Source organism: Pedobacter sp. JY14-1 (assembly GCF_029269825.1).
Lineage (GTDB): Bacteria > Bacteroidota > Bacteroidia > Sphingobacteriales > Sphingobacteriaceae > Pedobacter.
This window is the reverse complement of the sequence record NZ_JARJHU010000003.1, coordinates 667434-685596: the sequence shown is the minus strand read 5'-3', so window position 1 is coordinate 685596 and position 18163 is coordinate 667434. Positions and strand designations below refer to the sequence as shown.

Below are 18163 nucleotides of genomic sequence, written 5' to 3'. Positions count from 1 at the left end.
GTTATTCTTTTTATTCCTGACGGCAGCAAAGGCCTCGTCGTTGCTGGTATATATGGACGAGGAACAGAAAAACCATCTGAAGGCTTACGGCATTGCTTACTGGTCCATTAAGCAGGGTGCAGATGTGAGCTGGCTGCTGAACTACCGCGGCGGAAGCTTTCTGCTGGCTTACAGCAAAACGATAGAAGACGAATGCAAGACCCGGGGGGTCTCCTACCAGGTGATGGCCGATGGCCGGGTGACGGCTATCCTGAACGAGATCGCCGACCCTCAGGTAAACATGGAAATGGTAAAGCTGGAAAAGGCACCTAAAATTGCGGTATATTCTCCCAAGAGCAAGCTTCCCTGGGACGACGCGGTAACGCTGGTGTTGACCTATGCGGAAATTCCCTACGATGTGGTCTATGATGATGAGGTACTGAAGGACAAGCTGAGCGGCTATGACTGGCTGCACCTGCACCATGAAGATTTCACGGGACAGTATGGACGTTTCTGGATGAACTTCAGGAATGCAACCTGGTACAGGGACGATGTGAAGAACCAGGAAGAGGCAGCCAAAAGGAACGGTTTTAAGAAGGTTTCAGAGATGAAGCTGGCGGTGGCAAAAAGGATAAAGGAATTTTGTGCGGGCGGTGGCTTCCTGTTTGCCATGTGCTCGGGTACGGACAGCTTTGACATTGCGCTGAGCGCCGAGGGTGTGGACATTTGCGAGCGTATGTTTGATGGTGATCCGGCAGATCAGGACGCGCAGTCAAAATTGGACTTCGGGAAGACTTTCGCCTTTAAAGGCTTTACGCTGGACCAGAACCCGGGCAACTATGAGTTTTCCAACATAGATGTGACCCAGACGCGTGACCTGACTATGGCTAATGATTATTTCACAATTTTTGACTTCTCGGCCAAGTGGGACATTGTGCCGACCATGCTCACGCAGAATCATGAAAAGGTGATCAAGGGTTTTATGGGCCAGACGACTGCTTTTCGCAAAAGCCTGGTGAAACCGAGCGTGACGGTATTGGGTGAAAACAAGGGGGCAGCTGAAGTGCGTTACCTGAACGGTGAAACTGGCAAGGGCCGGTTTACATTTTACGGGGGCCATGATCCGGAGGATTACCAGCACCAGGTGGGTGACCCTCCTACTGACCTGAACCTGCACCCTAACTCGCCGGGATACAGACTTATCCTGAACAATGTGCTGTTTCCCGCAGCAAAGAAAAAGCCACAGAAAACTTAGTCGTAGAAATTCCAGCTGACACCGAATTTCAGCAGCTGCCTGTCTGGCATTGGATAACGGTCTACCGTATAATATCCTTTGGAAAGCAGGCCCTGGTTTACATAATCGAACTTGACAAAGATATTGGCCCTTCTGAGGCTAGCCTTGACCCAGACATCGGCTACGGGCTCTGCGTTGAAGGTAACAGGATTAGAGGAGAGGTAAAACTGGCCTGCGGCTATGGAATAGGCGTAGTTCTGGTAAGGGGTATTGTACCTGATGTCGAAGCCGACATTGGTCTTCAGCACCTTGAAAAAAGTCTGGTCAATGAAGAAGCTGTTGAAGGTATAAAACTCGGGTGTGCGCAGTTTGCCTGGATTATCCGTTTTCTGGTACACGATATAGCTGTCGAGATTGAATTTACCGAAGGTGAAGCGCTTACCTGCCCTGATCTTGAGCAGGTTGATACTTCCGCTCAGTTGCATGGGCAGGATCGCTTTGGGATTGTCGGGGTTTTGCCCGAAATACAGGTAGTTGCTGATCAGGTAATATTCCGCGCCTGCGTCAAATTTGAAACGGTCGTTGAAGTAGTCAAATGAAAAGTTGATGGTCTTTGTACGGTCCAGGTCTTCTTTCCAGTCGTAATGATTGCCAAAATAACGGGTATAGGTCTCTTCGGGAGACTTGTTCTGAAAATAAGTACCCAGTACGACACGACCGGCCGACCGGCTGAGCAGGACATTGCTCTTGGCCTCATAGAAAAAGTCCCCGGCATTGCGTCCCTGGAATATCTGCTGGGCATCGCCGTTGAGGGTGACCCGGTTGCTCAGTTTAAAGCCGATGCCGCCCAGGAGCGTGATATTCTGGAAGGTGCCTTTATAGTCATAGTAAGGGCTGTTGTCCCTGTACAGCACACTTTGTTCGTACTTATAAAACTCATGCCGGATACCGGCGTCGATCTTCAGCTCATTGCGCGAAGACTTACCGGACTTGCCCCGCAGAAAGAAACTGTAAATAAATTCATTCTGTATACGGGAATAATGTGTACTGTCATTGGTATAGACGGTGTCGGCCAGTCCGCGTGGCAGTATGCCATACTGATCGGTCTCATTTTTTTTAAAACCATAGGAATTGGCGTCGTACCGGAAGGTATAGGAAATCTTATTGGTGGGCAGGATCTTTTTGGTGATCTCCTGTGCCGTACTGTCTATACGGCCAACAAAATAGGTCTGTTTAAGCTGTAGTGAGTTTTGACGGTATGTCCTGCGGGCAGTGTTGAGCCGGATGCTCTCTGCCTGCCTGTCTGTGGCGATCTGGTCGTTGACGACCTGTATGTCTTTAGAGAATATAGAGTCATTGAGAATGGACCCGTTTTCCTGGGCCTTCAGCGTATTAAAGACTGCACTGGCCCAGAGGTTATAACGTTTGTTCGGTGACTGGAACCAGGTGAACAAGGCACCGTTGAGATCATCTCCACGCTGCCACCTGTAGAAGCCGTTGGCGCCGATCCTGTTGAAATTGGCGCCAATGTTCCAGTTGGGTTTGATGTTCTGGGAATGAATGACCTTGAAGACTTGTTCTACTTCACCTGCACTGACGTAGTACAAACTGGTAAAGGGGGTGCGGGCCTGGTAGAATTTGATGTCTTCGTGGTTGAGGGCGTACAGATCGAGGGTATGGAAACCTGCGTCGAAACCGATGGTTTTTGTGGGCTGAAACAGCAGTGGCATGGCCGACAGGCCAAGGTTGCCGGTACTGATATAGGGGTTCCGGGGCTGTATCTGGATGTTGAAGTTCTGGAAGCCGTTGAGGGTAGTGTCCAGGGGCAGTGTCTGGATGCTGTCTTTGGTGAGCCGCAGCGTGGTGTACCGGATGTATTTGGAATTGAAGATGACAGAGTCTTTGCCTTCCTCTTCCAGTTTCCTGAGCGAATCGAGTTCTTTATTTTCACGGACGGTGGTTTTCAGATCCTGCGCATGCAGTGCCGGGGCGATGAAGATGGCCAGTAAAAACAGGAAAAGTGCGGCGTTCCTTAACATTATAGCGTGGCGATTAACTGGCTGAGTATTTTAGTCATTTTCGGTTCGGCCTCCCTTGCGGTTTCCAGTATCTCATCGAGGCTTACGGGCTGAAGTTCTTCGGGGAAGCCTTCGTCGGTAAGCACGGAAATGGCGAATACGGGAATGCTCATGTGGTTGGCCACGATCACTTCGGGTACTGTGCTCATGCCGACGGCATCGCCGCCAATGATGCGAAGGTACCTGTATTCTGCCCTGGTCTCCAGATTGGGTCCGGTCACGGCTATGTAAACGCCTTTATGGCAGGTAATGTTGTGTTCGGCGGCAATATTCAATGCCCTGGAAATAAGCTGCCGGTTATAGGGCTGGCTCATGTCGGGAAAGCGGGGGCCCATGTCTTCATCGTTTCGGCCCCGGAGCGGGCTCTCGGGCTGCAGGTTGATGTGGTCGCAGATGACCATGAGGTCGCCCTTCTTAAACTCAGGGTTAAGCGAGCCTGCGGCATTGGACACGAATAGCTGTTTGATGCCCAGGAACTTCATCGTACGCACCGGGAAGGTGATCTGCTGCATGCTGTAGCCTTCATAGTAGTGCAGCCTGCCCTGCATGGCAACGATCTTTTTACCCTGAAGGGTGCCGAAGATGAGCTTTCCAGAATGGAACTCGAGGGTTGAGATCGGAAAGCTGGGAATGTTGGCGTACATCAGGCTGTACTCAACCTCGATCTCGCTGACCAGCCCGCCAAGGCCGGTGCCGAGGATAATACCTATTTCAGGTTCAAAGTTATTGGTCTTGCGCTTGATGTACTCAATGGTTTCGTGTAGTGCCTGCAACATAATCGGTGATCTTCTGGTCAAAGATAGCACTTGCCCGGGGCTGCATGGCTATTTTGACGGGTAAATAATATATGGGCAAATTTAACAGTAATTCACGTAATGTGCCTGTCTGCAGGCGCTGCATGTCCTTTTCTGTCGTAATGATGAGTTTATCTGTTGCTGTGCTGCCTATAAATGCAGCGGTAAGGCGCCTGATATCGACTGCCTTGAAGGTATAATGGTCGGGGTGCTCGAAATGCCGCAGCCGCGTCGTATAGGCGGCGAGTTTACGGCAAAGCGGAGCAGGGTTGGCGATGCCGCTGAGCAGGAAGACTTCTGTAGCGGGCTGGATGTCCTGAAGGGGTTTGGTTTCGCCGGTATGTAAGTGGACCAGGTCGCCGTAGCGGAGAAAGGAAAACAGCACCTGTTCCGGGCGGCTGAACGCAGAGGCTGCGCTGGCTATTTGCTGATCGGTGGGTTGTTCAGGGGCTTTGGTGACCAGACAGAGCTGGGCGCGCTGATGACTTTTGAATGGCTCTCGCAGGTTACCTGCAGGTAGCAGGAACTGTGGCCTGCGCAGTTTATCATACTCAAACAGCAGGATACTGAAGCCGGGAGTAACCGAACGGTGCTGGAAAGCGTCATCTAGGATGATCAGATCGTGGTTGTCCTTTAACCTGCGGATGCCTTCTGCCCTGCTTTCACACACTGCAACGGTGACACCGGGAAATTTGCTGCTGAACTGTTTAGGTTCGTCGCCGATGGTTTCAGCGGTATCTGCAGGCCCGGCAAGGATGAAGCCCCTGGTCCGGCGGCCATAACCTCTGCTGAGGATAGCGATTTGCTTTCCCCGGAGCAGCTGCACCAGGTATTCGGTAACCGGGGTTTTCCCGGAGCCACCCACGGCGAGGTTGCCGACACAGATCACGGGGATGTCGAATTTTTCAGTTTTCAGAATGCCTTTATCGTAGAGCAGATTCCTGACCATGACTACAACGCCATACAGCAGGGAAACGGGAAGTAGTAACAGGCGCAGGTATCTGATCATGGGCTGACCTCAAAAATAACAATAAAATAATTACTTATCTTTGAGCAAACAATTATTCATAATATGCTTAAAGGATTTTTTAACGTTCCTGAACCGGTAAATGAGCCGATCCTGGCTTATGCCCCGGGCAGCAAGGAGCGTGAATTGCTGAAGGCCGCGCTGGCCGATGCGCGTTCCAGAGAAATTGAGATGCCGATGTATATCGGCGGAAAAGAAGTCCATACGGACAAGAAGGGAATTTCAACTCCTCCTCATGATCACCAGCATGTATTGGGCAGGTACAGCATTGGCGACAAGGGCCATGTAAAACAGGCGATCGAAGCGGCGCTGGCAGCAAAGGCGCAGTGGGAGAACCTGGCCTGGGAACAACGGGCTGCGATTTTTCTGAAAGCGGCTGAACTGGTGGCTGGTCCTTATCGTTATAAACTGAATGCGGCGACCATGCTTGGCCAGTCTAAGAATGTATACCAGGCAGAGATCGACTCGGCTTGTGAGCTGATCGACTTTCTGCGTTTCAATGTGAGCTATATGGCGGATATTTACAAACAGCAGCCTCCTGTATCTCCTAAGGGTTCCTGGAACCGTGTGGAACAGCGTCCGCTGGAAGGTTTCGTGTTCGCGCTTACTCCGTTTAATTTCACGGCAATTGCGGCCAACCTCCCTGCCTCTGCAGCCATGATGGGCAATGTGGTGGTCTGGAAGCCTGCCGATACGCAGATTTATGCGGCCCATGTGATCATGCAGATCTTCCGCGAAGCGGGACTTCCTGACGGGGTGATCAACCTGGTGTATGTAGATGGTCCTGAAGCGGGCGAGGTGATCTTTAACCACCCTGATTTTGCGGGCATCCACTTTACGGGTTCTACCAGGGTGTTTCAGGACATCTGGAAAACGATCGGCAATAATATCCATAAGTATAAGACGTATCCGCGCATTGTGGGCGAGACGGGTGGTAAAGACTTTATTCTGGTACATGGTTCTGCGGATGCAGCGGCTTCGGCCACGGCGATTGTGCGCGGTGCTTTTGAGTACCAGGGGCAGAAGTGTTCGGCGGCTTCCCGGGTATACGTGGCGGCAAGTGTGTGGCCGGAAGTAAAGGAGCAGATGCTGCGTGACCTGTCGAGCTTCAAAATGGGTGGTACGGAGGATTTCAGCAATTTCATCAATGCAGTGATCAGCGAAGTTTCTTTTGATAAACTGGCGAAGTATATAGATGCGGCTAAAGGAGATGCGGATGTTGAGGTAATCGCCGGTGGCGGATATGACAAATCGAAAGGTTATTTCGTAGAGCCTACTGTGCTGGTGGTGAAAGATCCTAAATATGTGACGATGTGCGAGGAGCTCTTTGGCCCCGTACTGACGGTGTATGTTTATGAAGATGCGGAGTTTGAGAACATCCTGGAAGTGATCGATACGACTTCAATCTATGCACTGACTGGTGCCGTACTGGCGCAGGACAGGTATGCAATTGCTAAGGCTACCCAGGTATTGAGAAATGCAGCTGGCAATTTCTATATCAATGACAAGTGTACTGGTGCGGTAGTTGGACAGCAGCCGTTTGGCGGCGCCCGTGGTTCCGGCACAAATGACAAGGCCGGTTCAATGATCAACTTGCTGCGCTGGGTATCGCCACGTACGATCAAGGAGACATTCGATCCACCAAAAGATTACCGCTATCCTTTTTTAGCGGAAGACTAGCATTAAAGAAAAAAGCCCGGACAAATGTCCGGGCTTTTTTCTTTTGGCCGTTTATTTTTTAAGCCTGCATTTTGAACACAGGAGAGAGATCTTCTGAGTTTGAAGCGCTTACTTTCATATCTGTGATAAGGCCGGTTTTCAGGCTGTATACCCAGGCGTGAACGCTCAACTCCTGACCAGCAGCCCATGCATTCTGTACAATCGAAGTGCTCATGACGTTAGCGGCTCCTTCAATGGCATTCAGTTCGACCAATCTCTCTGATTTACGAACCGGGTCTTTAATGGTCGACATTTCACGTTCATGAATACGATATACATCCTTGATGTTTCTCAGCCAGTTGTCGATGAGACCAACCTGTTTGTCTCCCAACGCGGCATTTACACCTCCGCAGCCGTAATGGCCACAGACAATGATATGCTTTACCTTAAGCACATTAACGGAGTAGTCCAGCACACTGAGCAGATTCATATCTGTATGGGTAACTACATTGGCAATGTTGCGGTGCACAAAGATGTCGCCGGGCATGGTATTGGTAATCTGGTTGGCAGGCACGCGGCTGTCAGAGCATCCGATCCAGAGCACCGGGGGAGCCTGCCCGGCAGAAAGTTTATTGAAAAATTCAGGATCTTCTTTCAGGGTATCTGCAACCCATGCTTTGTTACCTTCCAAAAGTCCTTCATAAGTAATTGCTTTATTATCTTGTGTTTCTATTTTAGCGCACATAATATTTAGTTTTTAATTTCCTCAATAGGTTTACTGTCAATTTTAGGGACGATGTAGTGCTTTTTAATGTTTTCCAAAGTTACGATAATCCCTTTAGTATAAGCGTTGTGCTTATAGTTAAAAATGGTCTCAAGTACGTCAGGGTCGATATACCGGCTGTTTGTGCCATCAATGATCACGTTGGTTTCATTGGGTATTTTATTGAGCACAACTTGTATAGCCGCTTTGTTCAGAAATGACACTTCTTCGGCCAGCCTGATCCGGAGATGCTTCTTGTCGCCTTCTTCCTGTATTCTGTAAAAGAACGGATTGCGCATATTGGTGCGCAGCAGGTAGAAAATTGAGAAAAGCATACCTATGGCTACGCCTTTCAGCAGGTCGGTGAGTAATACAGCCACGATGGTGATGACGAAGGGGACAAACTGATCCCAACCTTTGTGATACATGTGTTTAAACAGGCTGATCCTGGCCAGTTTGTAGCCGGTAACCAGCAATATGGCTGCCAGGCAGGCCAGCGGAATCATATTGATAAGGCCGGGAATAAACAGCAGGGACAACAGCAGCCAGCAGCCATGAAAAATAGCTGACATCTTGGTGCGTCCACCTGCATTAACGTTGGCCGAACTGCGCACGATTACTGAGGTCATTGGCAGACCGCCGAGCATACCGCTGACGATATTGCCGGTACCCTGGGCGACGAGTTCGCGGTTGGTGGGTGATACTCGTTTGATCGGGTCTATTTTATCAATCGCTTCCAGGCTCAGTAATGTCTCAAGGCTGGCCACAATGGCTATCGTGAACGCAACTACCCATACTTTACTGTTACTGAACTGCGAAAAATCTGGCGTGGTGAACAGGTTAATAAATTCGTCCCAGCCATTGACTACCGGGATTGCCACCATGTGTTTGGATTCCAGTGCATAGGGTGAATTCTGAAAGGCCGTTGCCAACAGTACACCGAGTACAACAACCACTAATGGAGCCGGTACGAGGCTGAGCTTCTTAAATTTTGGCCACAGAACGAGCACTGCGATGGATAAGGTACTGATGACGATCGCTGCCAGACCAAAATGGCTCATCGCAGCACTGATGGCAGAGAAGGTATTCTCATGATCGGCCTGCCAGAAGCTTTCATCTCCGAAAAAATCGGAATCTACCCCAAGTGCATGTGGCAACTGCTTGAGAATTAAAGTAAGGCCTATGGCCGCAAGCATTCCTTCGATGACGCTCGAAGGAAAGTAATTTCCAATGGTACCTCCCTTTAGGATGCCCAGGATAAGCTGTATAACGCCCGCGAGCACAACAGCCAATAAAAAGGTCTGGTAAGCACCCAATTGTGTGATCGCACCCAGTACGATGGCGGTAAGCCCTGCCGCCGGGCCACTGACGCTCAGTTGCGAACCGCTGATGCTGGCCGTAACGATACCTCCGATGATGCCTGTGAGCAGGCCGGCGAAGAGCGGTGCCCCCGACGCCAGGGCAATGCCGAGGCACAAAGGCAGTGCGACCAGGAAGACGACGATACTTGAGGGAAGGTCGCGCTTCAGGTTTTTTGTTAAAAAATATTTCTTCATATCCAGCCCTGAAAGGGCTGATTTCCCACTTTGCATAAAACGATGTTTTAATGTTTTGCTTTAACTAATTCTAAGGTCTGCATCAGCACACCGGAAGGTGCGGGTGATGCGCATCGAATCAGCAGCGGTTAGGCGGCGGTGTGGGAACAGACGGGTGGAACGGGTCAACGTACCGCTTGAAATGGTCGATAAAGCTATTACTGACCTTTACCAGGACAAGTTCAGTTGAAAAGTTGTAATCGTAGTGAAAATCGATCTTGTAGTCGCAAAGCTTTACTTTGGCCTTGCCTCCGCTTTCTCCGTCGGAGCTGTGTTCCAGTTCGATCTGCATAATGACCGAATTCATGATCTCCTTATCGATATGGCCCAGGAATACAGGTGCGCCGGAAATAACCATCTTCGCAGAGAAGATGGCAAGAAAGGCTACGATGATATGAATCCTGTATTTTCTGAGGAACATCTGATCTGATTTTACGGTTGCTCATGCCAAAAATAAGTCCAAAGCAGGGTAATAAACAAATTATCCTGTAATAAAAATGTAATTTAGCCACAGAATGAAGAAGACACTCCTATGTATATTATCGTTTTGCCCTGTTTTATTATTTGGGCAAAACAACAATGCTCCCTCTTCGTATGATCCGCATGAGATCGCTATAACCGGTTATCTACAGACTCAGTATCAGCGTGCCCAGTCTGACGGGATCGGCTCTTTTTCTGGAGGGGATTTCAGTAAGAACTCAAGGGACAGATTTGTCGTAAGGCGCGGCAGGCTGAAGGTTGACCGTGTGGACAAGTATTCGAGCATAGTTTTTCAGCTGGATGCCACGCCTACGGGTATTCAGCTGATGGATGCATTCATCCAGTTTTACAGCCCGAAGGTAAAATCATTGCGCTTTACAGCCGGGCTTTTCAACAGACCTTTCGGCTATGGTATTGTGTATTCATCCGGATACCGCGACTTTCCGGAACGGCCGAGGATGTTTCAGACGCTGATGCCGAGGGAAAGGGATATTGGCGCAATGGTGACTTTTAAACCGGTCGGTGCCTTTAAGTTTATCTTCGCTGACCTTGCAATGGTGAACGGCAGTGGTTATAATGCAAGGGATTATGATTCCCGTAAGGACATGATTGGAAATTTGCATTTCAATTTTGACAGCCTGGCGGGTAAGCGGTTACATGTAGGCTTTGGGGGATCTTTTTACAAGGGCTTTGTGAGGAACGATACGGAGGGTTATTTTACTTATGAGGGTAGCGCCTACCTAAGGCATATAGCCCCGGAAAACCTGGGCAGGTATTTTAAAAGGGATTATTACGGGGTCAATATTCAGCTGCAATACGACAATACTTTTGGGGCTACAAGCTTTAAGGCGGAGTATATGGAGGGTACGCAGCCGGGGGTTGCTGCTTCTTCTTCGGTATCTGGCCCGGCTGCGAGTACAAGTTTTTCTGCCCAGCCGGCAACAGACCTATACCTGAGGCCTTTTCAGGGCTATTATCTCTGGCTGACGCAGAAAATTGCGAAAACGGGTTTTTCTGCCATTGCTGCCTATGATATGTATGATCCTAACCGGAAAGTAGATGAGGAGCAGATCGGCGCAACGGACAGCAATACTTCAGCCGGAGATGTTAAGTTTGGCACTCTGGGATATGGCGTTACTTATATGATCAACCCCCGGTTAAAACTAACAGTTTATAATGAGCATGTGGTAAACCATGCAACCCAGTTGCAGCAATATGCCAGCGATCTTAAGGACGATGTTTTCACTGCCCGGCTGCAATACCGCTGGTAAACTGCTTCTTAATTTTTATGAAACTAAGCAGGACAGACATTTTACTAATGGCCTTTTGTACGGGGCTGATCGTCGCTAACATTTATTATTGCCAGCCGCTGGTGATCCTGGTGGCCAGAGAATTTGGTCTTACAGAACCAGTTGCAGGCAAAATCAGCTACCTGACTCAGGCTGGCTACGCTTTGGGGCTGTTCCTTATTGTACCGTTGGGCGATATGTTTGAAAGGAAGAAACAGATCCTGGTAATTACCGGCCTTGCCATCGTTTCACTGTTAATGGCTGCCGTCTCTGGTTCTTTCCTGCTGCTGCAATGTTCATCTGTATTGATCGGAGTGAGTTCTGTAGTACCGCAGCTGATCCTGCCAATGGCCGCGAACCTGAGTTCTGACGAGAAACGTGGAGAAACGATAGGCATTATCATGAGTGGCCTGCTGGTGGGGATACTGGCTTCGCGCTCCATAAGCGGGAGTATTGGCTTTTTATGGGGCTGGCGCGCAATGTACTTCATTGCAGCTAGTATTTGCTTCCTGCTGCTGTTGCTGATGGCGAAACGCTTTCCACAGAGTGAACCTTCTTTTAAAGGAAGTTATGGTCAGCTGATGGCTTCGATGTGGCATTATGTGCGCACGCAGCCGGTGCTAAGGGAGGCTTCGCTGATCAATTTTATCGCCTTTGCTACCTTGAGTGCCTTCTGGACAACGATGGTGCTGTTTCTGGCGAACCCACCTTATAACCTGCAATCGCTTCAGATTGGGATGTTCGGCATTGCAGGAGCAGCAGGGGCACTGGCAGCGCCTTTGGTAGGCCGTTTTAGCGGTGTTGGCAATCCGAGAAGGAATATACTTATTGGTCTGCTCCTGCAGCTACTCAGCCTGGCTGCCTTTTATTTTACCAAAAGTCATCTTATCGTCTTTGTATTAGGCATTATTCTGATCGATATCGGGCAACAGGCCATACATGTAACTAACCAAACCAGGATCTATACAATTATGCCTGAGGCCAGGAACCGGCTGAATACGGTATTTATGTCGGTGAGCTTTGTCGGAGCTGCCAGTGGTTCTGCTTTAGGCTTATGGCTGTGGGATAATGGCGGCTGGCCGGTGTTTTGCTCTGGCATTACGTCGATTATCATCCTTAACCTGATTATCTATTTGTTTTACAGCAAAAAGCGCGTTTAGACCAACATTTTTTTATATTTGTTTGCATCATCATCATCATAAAAAAATGAGTAAAAAAAAAGAAGATCACCCTAAACACACCGGTGTGGTTAATAAGAAGTCGCTCCAGTTTTTCGAAAAATACATTAACAATCCTTCCCCAACAGGTTTTGAATATCCGGGCCAAAAGTTATGGCTGGATTATCTGAAACCTTATATCGACGAAAGTTTCATTGACAGTTATGGTACTGCAGTAGGCGTAATCAATCCAAAGGCAGATTATAAGGTAGTTATAGAGGCACATGCTGACGAAATTTCATGGTTTGTAAACTATATTACGAATGATGGCCTGATTTACGTTATCCGAAATGGCGGCTCTGATCATCAGATTGCCCCTTCAAAGCGGGTTAATATCCACACCGAAAACGGAATGGTTAAAGCTGTATTCGGGTGGCCTGCCATTCATACCCGCAACGGAGAAAAGGAAGAGGCTCCTGCAATTAAGAATATTTTCCTGGATTGCGGCTGTACTTCTAAAGAGGAAGTAGAAAAATTGGGTATCCACGTAGGTTGCGTGATTACCTATGAGGACGAGTTCATGGTGCTGAACGATCGCTATTACGTAGGCCGCGCACTCGACAACCGTGCGGGTGGCTTCATGATCGCTGAAGTGGCCAGACTACTGCATGAAAACAAGAAAAAGCTACCTTTTGGCCTATATATCGTCAACTCTGTGCAGGAAGAGATCGGATTAAGAGGTGCTGAAATGATTGCGCACCGGATCAAACCTAATGTAGCGATTGTAACTGACGTAACGCACGATACATCTACTCCGATGATCAACAAGATTACCCAGGGAGACCTGGCTTGTGGTAAAGGCCCGGTAGTATCTTATGCTCCTGCCGTACAAACTAACCTGAACAAGCTGCTGATCAAAACTGCCGAAGAAAACAAAATCCCGTTCCAGAGACAGGCTTCCTCTCGTTCCACAGGAACAGATACAGATGCATTTGCTTATTCGAACAGTGGAGTGCCATCTGCACTGATTTCCCTGCCGCTGCGTTATATGCATACTACCGTAGAAATGATCCACAAAGACGATGTAGACAATGTGATCAACCTGATCTATCACTCTCTGCTGAACATTAAGAAAGACCACGATTTCACATATTCAAAATAACACTTTAATAACCTTATCAAGCAATTCGTAGAATGAAACCTACTTTATTAATTTTAGCAGCAGGCATGGCTAGTCGCTATGGCAGCATGAAACAAATTGATGGCTTTGGACCTAACGGGGAAACCATCATCGATTACTCAATATTTGATGCGATTAAAGCAGGGTTTGGCAAAGTGGTATTTATCATTAAAGAGGAATTCGTAGAAAACTTTAAGTCGATTTATGAGCCTAAGTTGAAAGGAAGGATTGAGATAGATTATGTATTTCAGAATTTTGACCTTAAGCAATTTGGCATTGAAGAGGAGATTTATCGCGAAAAGCCCTGGGGTACTGCACACGCCATTCTATCAGGACGCCACATCATTAAGGAGCCTTTCTGCGTGATCAATGCGGACGACTACTATGGATTTGATGCTTTCAAAAAAATGGTAGATTTCCTGAATACAGATGCTTCTGACAGTAATTTCTCAATAATAGGTTATCAGATTGGCAAGACTTTGTCAGAATTTGGCTCAGTTTCCCGCGGTGTATGCAAAACCAGCGAGGCTGGCTATCTGGAGGAGATTAATGAGCGTACTCAAGTATATAAAAAAGGAGATATCATCGTTTATGAAGAAAATGGACAGGAATATCCTTTAGCCTTTGATACTCCTGTATCTATGAATTTCTGGGGTTTCACACCAGCTGTCTTTAAGTTAGCGGAAGAGTTATTTAAGAAATTTGCGATTGAAAATAAAGAAAAGCCAAAGGCAGAGTTCTTTATCCCTTTGATCGGCGAACACCTGGTCCGTACCAATCAAGCCACCTTTAAAGTGATCCCTACGGATAGCCAATGGTTCGGTGTTACGTATAAGGAGGATAAACCTTTCGTTCAGGCTAGTATTGATCAGTTGGTAAAAGATGGGATATACCCAGAGAAACTTTGGAATTAATCTGAAATCACAGGTTACTGACTAGTTTGCTGTAAAAAAGAACAGAAATACCTCAGAATTATACAAATAAAAAAAGCCCCAAAACGGGGCTTTTTTTATTAAAATCACAAGATATATTATTTCTTATCGTCTTTAACTTCTTCAAAGTCTACGTCAGTCACATGATCACCGCCATCATTTTGCGGCTGACTACCAGCCGCTGCATCAGGCTGTCCACCCTGATCCTGACCAGCTTTATACATCTCTTCAGAAGCGGCATTCCATGCAGTTTGAAGTTCAGCCTGAGCAGCATCTATATCTGCAAAATTCCTTGCAGCGTGTGCATCCTTGAGCTTTTTCAAACCAGCTTCAATAGGAGCTTTTTTATCAGCCGAAAGCTTATCTCCAAACTCCTTCAGTTGTTTCTCGGTAGAGAAGATCAATGCATCTGCACTGTTGATCTTTTCAGCCTCTTCCTTGGCAACTCTGTCAGACTCGGCATTCTTTTCTGCTTCTTCCTTCATACGTTTGATCTCATCGTCTGTCAAACCTGAAGAAGCTTCAATCCTGATCTTCTGCTCTTTTCCTGTAGCCTTATCTTTTGCGCTTACATGGAGAATTCCGTTCGCATCAATATCAAATGTAACTTCAATTTGAGGTATTCCACGTGGTGACGGTGGAATTCCATCAAGAATAAAGCGACCTATTGTCCTGTTTTGGGCAGCCATAGGACGTTCTCCCTGAAGAATATGAATTTCAACAGAAGGTTGATTATCAGCTGCAGTGGAAAAAGTCTCCGCCTTTTTAGAAGGGATAGTTGTATTTGCTTCAATCAACTTAGTCATCACTCCACCCATCGTCTCTATACCTAGAGAAAGCGGTGTTACGTCTAGCAACAATACATCTTTCACTTCTCCAGTCAATACGCCACCCTGAATAGCAGCGCCTATAGCTACGACCTCATCGGGGTTTACTCCTTTAGAGGGCTCCTTTCCAAAGAATGCTTTTACTGCATCCTGAATAGCTGGAATACGTGTCGATCCACCAACCAGGATGATCTCATCAATATCAGTAGTTTTCAATCCGGCATTCTTTAATGCTGACTTACAAGGATCGATAGTACGTTTAATCAAGTCCTCAGCAAGCTGCTCAAATTTTGCGCGGCTTAAAGTCCTTACTAAATGTTTGGGCCCTGTAGCATCAGCAGTAATATACGGAAGGTTTATTTCTGTCGAAGTAGTGCTGGAAAGCTCAATTTTTGCTTTTTCAGCAGCTTCTTTCAAACGTTGCAGTGCCATAGGATCCTGATGCAGGTCCATACCGTTCTCGTTCTTGAACTCCTGGGCCAACCACTCAATAATCACGTGATCGAAGTCATCTCCACCGAGGTGAGTATCTCCATCAGTTGACTTTACCTCAAATACACCATCGCCAAGCTCCAGTACAGAAACGTCATGTGTACCTCCACCGCAGTCAAATACTACAATTTTCATATCCTTATGCGCTTTATCCAAGCCATAAGCTAACGCTGCTGCAGTTGGCTCATTAATGATCCTCTTCACGTTTAAGCCTGCAATCTCACCTGCTTCCTTAGTTGCTTGACGCTGTGCATCATTAAAATAAGCAGGTACGGTAATCACAGCCTCGGTTACTTCCTGACCAAGAAAATCCTCAGCAGTTTTTTTCATTTTCTGCAGAATCATTGCCGAAATTTCCTGCGGAGTATACTTGCGGTCATCAATTTCAACCCTTGGAGTATTGTTATCACCCTTTACTACTTTGTAAGGCACACGTGCAGCCTCCTTTGACACCTCTGAGTAACTACTGCCCATAAAGCGCTTAATCGACGAAATGGTCTTGGTTGGATTCGTTATGGCCTGACGTTTGGCAGGCTCTCCAACTTTACGTTCGCCATTTTCTGCAAAAGCAACTATCGAAGGCGTAGTACGCTTACCCTCACTGTTTGCAATCACGACAGGTTCATTACCTTCCATTACAGCAACGCAGGAGTTAGTTGTACCTAAGTCTATACCAATAATTTTTGACATGCTCTTATATATGTTTACGTTATTAAAATCTTTTTGTAACATGTATTTAACAAGCAATGTGCCAATAGGTTTTTGGCAGAAAATCTATGCAATTAACGGTTCATTCAAGATTTTCTGACTGGAAGTGACCGAAAAAATGACAGTATGACAGTATAAATGGGATTAGATCTCCAGTTTAAGTAAACGCTCTAAATGATGGTATTGTATTCCGAAAAATACTTTGATGTCTCTTAATTGGCTGAGTATTGCCCTTTGCCTATGTTCGTTAGTCATCTTGGAGGATTTACTACCTACGATCAGTACATTCTTAGGAGTATGGACGTCTGATATAAATTCCATGACCTTTGCTTTATAACCGAAATACTCTAATATTAATGCGCGCATACCGTCTGTAATCATTTCAGCCTGTCGTTCAAGGAATATTCCGTATCTAGTAAGGAAAGATAAGTCATTTTCAATCTTTGATTTCTCAATTTCCTTTCTGATCTGCTTATGGCAACAAGGAGCAACAGCTATTAATTTAGCTCCCGCCTCAATTCCCTTAAAGATTGCATCATCAGTAGCTGTATCACAAGCGTGTAGTGCAATTAGTAGATCCGTTCCGCGAACATCATGCTGCTCAATCGTCCCTTGAAAAAATCTCAGATCATTAAACTCCGATTTGACAGCTATCTCATTACACAAACTCACCAGATCTTCCCTCAACTCAACGCCCAATACCTCAACATTCCATCGTAGAACATTACTCAAATAATCATAAAGCCCAAATGTCAGGTAGCCTTTTCCGGAGCCCATGTCCACTACCTTCCTGATTTGCTCTTGAGAAAAATCCTTAATTAGCGGACTCAATATCTCTATGTAATGATTGATCTGCTTGTATTTATCCTGGGCATTCCTAAATACGTTCCCTCTCTCATCTGTTATCCCGAGATCTGTTAAGTAACGCTTACCTATTGCTTCGATAGTTTTTGCCTTTGGCCGGTCATGGCTATACGTCAAGGTCTCGGGCCTACGTTGACGTCCCTTTGTCCTTAGTACAATTTTTCCTTCGCGGTTAAGTTCAAGAATCAACTCCTTGTCTATTGTAATTAATGTGGCAATCCGAAAATCTTTGCTCAGCAAATCCATCGCCATACTCAACCCTTCATCTACAGGATAATTTTTTATAATGTCTCTTCTTTTATACCGATAAGTAAAAGAAAGCATTGGGATTTTCCGGATATCCACACGCTTTACATAAATGTTCTTCAGTTCAGGGTCGTCTCCACAATAGTTACCAAGAGACAATTTTACAAAATGCCCCTCAGTTAAACTCAGCGAGCATCCTGCCTCAAACTTTATCCAGTTATCCCGATCTATCATAATAATCATCAAAATTAAAAAACCCCAGTCAATACTGACCAGGGTTATGAATAAATTATAAGAAGCTATTTGACTATTCCGCTTTAGCTTCGGTTGAAGCTTCAGGAGCAGATTCATCAGAAGCCTCGGTAACTGCAGGTGCTTCTTTCACTTCTTCTGCTTTTTCAGCAGGCGTATCCGTTTTCTTAACCTTACTTCTGCTTCTGCGGGTAGTCTTCTTCTCTGCGGCAGCTGCTTCTTTACCGTATACCTCGTTATAGTCAACAAGTTCGATAAGTGCCATCTCCGCGTTGTCACCCAAACGATTGTTGAGCTTAATAATCCTTGTGTAACCTCCTGGACGATTAGCCACCTTAGCGGCAACGTCACGGAACAGCTCTGTTACTGTCTCTTTGTCCTGAAGATAACTGAAAACCACCCTCCGCGAATGGGTTGTGTCATTCTTAGACTTAGTGATGATCGGCTCCACATAAGTACGCAATGCCTTAGCTTTAGCCAAGGTGGTAGAAATCCTTTTGTGTTTAATCAGCGATGAAGCCATATTGGCTAACATTGCTTTCCTATGTGAGTCCGTTCTTCCGAGGTGGTTTACTTTTTTACCGTGTCTCATTTTTTTTAGCTTTTC

The 18163-nt window shown here is 46.8% G+C and carries 15 protein-coding genes; 6 read left to right on the top strand and 9 right to left on the bottom strand.

Annotation, left to right across the window (positions count from 1 at the left end):
- Nucleotides 1-52 precede the first annotated feature (52 nt).
- Nucleotides 53-1234, top strand: coding sequence for an asparagine synthetase B (locus P2W84_RS09150; RefSeq protein ID WP_276090084.1), 1182 nt, complete (start codon nucleotides 53-55; stop codon nucleotides 1232-1234).
- Here the strand turns inward: P2W84_RS09150 and P2W84_RS09145 are convergent.
- The 3 genes from P2W84_RS09145 to lpxK are packed head-to-tail and all read right to left on the bottom strand — an operon-like array spanning nucleotide 1231 to nucleotide 5094.
- Nucleotides 1231-3252, bottom strand: a complete 2022-nt coding sequence (locus P2W84_RS09145; RefSeq protein WP_276089811.1) for a putative porin — start codon at nucleotides 3250-3252, stop codon at nucleotides 1231-1233. The two genes, P2W84_RS09150 and P2W84_RS09145, sit on opposite strands and share 4 nt — an antisense overlap.
- Complete coding sequence (locus P2W84_RS09140) at nucleotides 3252-4067, bottom strand: purine-nucleoside phosphorylase (protein ID WP_276089810.1); 816 nt, start codon at nucleotides 4065-4067, stop codon at nucleotides 3252-3254. Before P2W84_RS09140 ends, P2W84_RS09145 begins: the two co-directional genes overlap by 1 nt.
- Nucleotides 4039-5094, bottom strand: a complete 1056-nt coding sequence (lpxK, locus tag P2W84_RS09135; protein ID WP_276089809.1) for a tetraacyldisaccharide 4'-kinase — start codon at nucleotides 5092-5094, stop codon at nucleotides 4039-4041. Before lpxK ends, P2W84_RS09140 begins: the two co-directional genes overlap by 29 nt.
- Nucleotides 5095-5157: 63 nt before the next feature.
- On the opposite strand from lpxK, the gene pruA reads away from it, so the two are divergent.
- Entirely contained in the window at nucleotides 5158-6792 is a 1635-nt protein-coding gene (pruA, locus tag P2W84_RS09130; RefSeq protein WP_276089808.1) for an L-glutamate gamma-semialdehyde dehydrogenase, read from the top strand.
- 58 nt (nucleotides 6793-6850) lie between these two features.
- Here the strand turns inward: pruA and P2W84_RS09125 are convergent, their stop codons facing one another.
- The 3 genes from P2W84_RS09125 to P2W84_RS09115 form a co-directional block, all read right to left on the bottom strand.
- A complete protein-coding gene (locus P2W84_RS09125; RefSeq protein ID WP_276089807.1) occupies nucleotides 6851-7516 on the bottom strand; it encodes a carbonic anhydrase in 666 nt (221 codons plus the stop codon).
- Between the two features lie 5 nt (nucleotides 7517-7521).
- Nucleotides 7522-9126, bottom strand: coding sequence for a SulP family inorganic anion transporter (locus P2W84_RS09120; protein WP_276089806.1), 1605 nt, complete (start codon nucleotides 9124-9126; stop codon nucleotides 7522-7524).
- 82 nt (nucleotides 9127-9208) lie between these two features.
- Nucleotides 9209-9550: a hypothetical protein gene (locus P2W84_RS09115; RefSeq protein WP_276089805.1), complete on the bottom strand. Its 342-nt coding sequence runs from the start codon at nucleotides 9548-9550 to the stop codon at nucleotides 9209-9211.
- 94 nt (nucleotides 9551-9644) lie between these two features.
- Between P2W84_RS09115 and P2W84_RS09110 the strand changes: the two genes are divergently transcribed.
- From P2W84_RS09110 to P2W84_RS09095, 4 genes are read left to right on the top strand one after another with little or no spacing between them, the layout of a single operon-like run.
- Nucleotides 9645-10880, top strand: a complete 1236-nt coding sequence (locus P2W84_RS09110; protein ID WP_276089804.1) for a porin — start codon at nucleotides 9645-9647, stop codon at nucleotides 10878-10880.
- Between the two features lie 17 nt (nucleotides 10881-10897).
- Nucleotides 10898-12058 (top strand): MFS transporter, encoded by a 1161-nt coding sequence (locus tag P2W84_RS09105; RefSeq protein ID WP_276089803.1) that lies wholly within the window; start codon nucleotides 10898-10900, stop codon nucleotides 12056-12058.
- A 46-nt stretch (nucleotides 12059-12104) separates the two neighbouring features.
- Nucleotides 12105-13217 (top strand): M42 family metallopeptidase, encoded by a 1113-nt coding sequence (locus tag P2W84_RS09100; RefSeq protein ID WP_276089802.1) that lies wholly within the window; start codon nucleotides 12105-12107, stop codon nucleotides 13215-13217.
- 32 nt (nucleotides 13218-13249) lie between these two features.
- A complete protein-coding gene (locus P2W84_RS09095) occupies nucleotides 13250-14149 on the top strand; it encodes a sugar phosphate nucleotidyltransferase (protein ID WP_276089801.1) in 900 nt (299 codons plus the stop codon).
- A 116-nt stretch (nucleotides 14150-14265) separates the two neighbouring features.
- On the opposite strand, the gene dnaK is transcribed toward P2W84_RS09095, so the two are convergent.
- From dnaK to rplQ, 3 genes are all read right to left on the bottom strand, one after another.
- Complete coding sequence (dnaK, locus tag P2W84_RS09090; RefSeq protein WP_276090083.1) at nucleotides 14266-16176, bottom strand: molecular chaperone DnaK; 1911 nt, start codon at nucleotides 16174-16176, stop codon at nucleotides 14266-14268.
- Nucleotides 16177-16338: 162 nt separating this feature from the next.
- A complete protein-coding gene (locus P2W84_RS09085; RefSeq protein ID WP_276089800.1) occupies nucleotides 16339-17655 on the bottom strand; it encodes an SAM-dependent methyltransferase in 1317 nt (438 codons plus the stop codon).
- A complete protein-coding gene (gene rplQ / locus P2W84_RS09080) occupies nucleotides 17612-18148 on the bottom strand; it encodes a 50S ribosomal protein L17 (protein ID WP_276089799.1) in 537 nt (178 codons plus the stop codon). Before rplQ ends, P2W84_RS09085 begins: the two co-directional genes overlap by 44 nt.
- Between the last annotated feature and the right edge of the window lie 15 nt (nucleotides 18149-18163).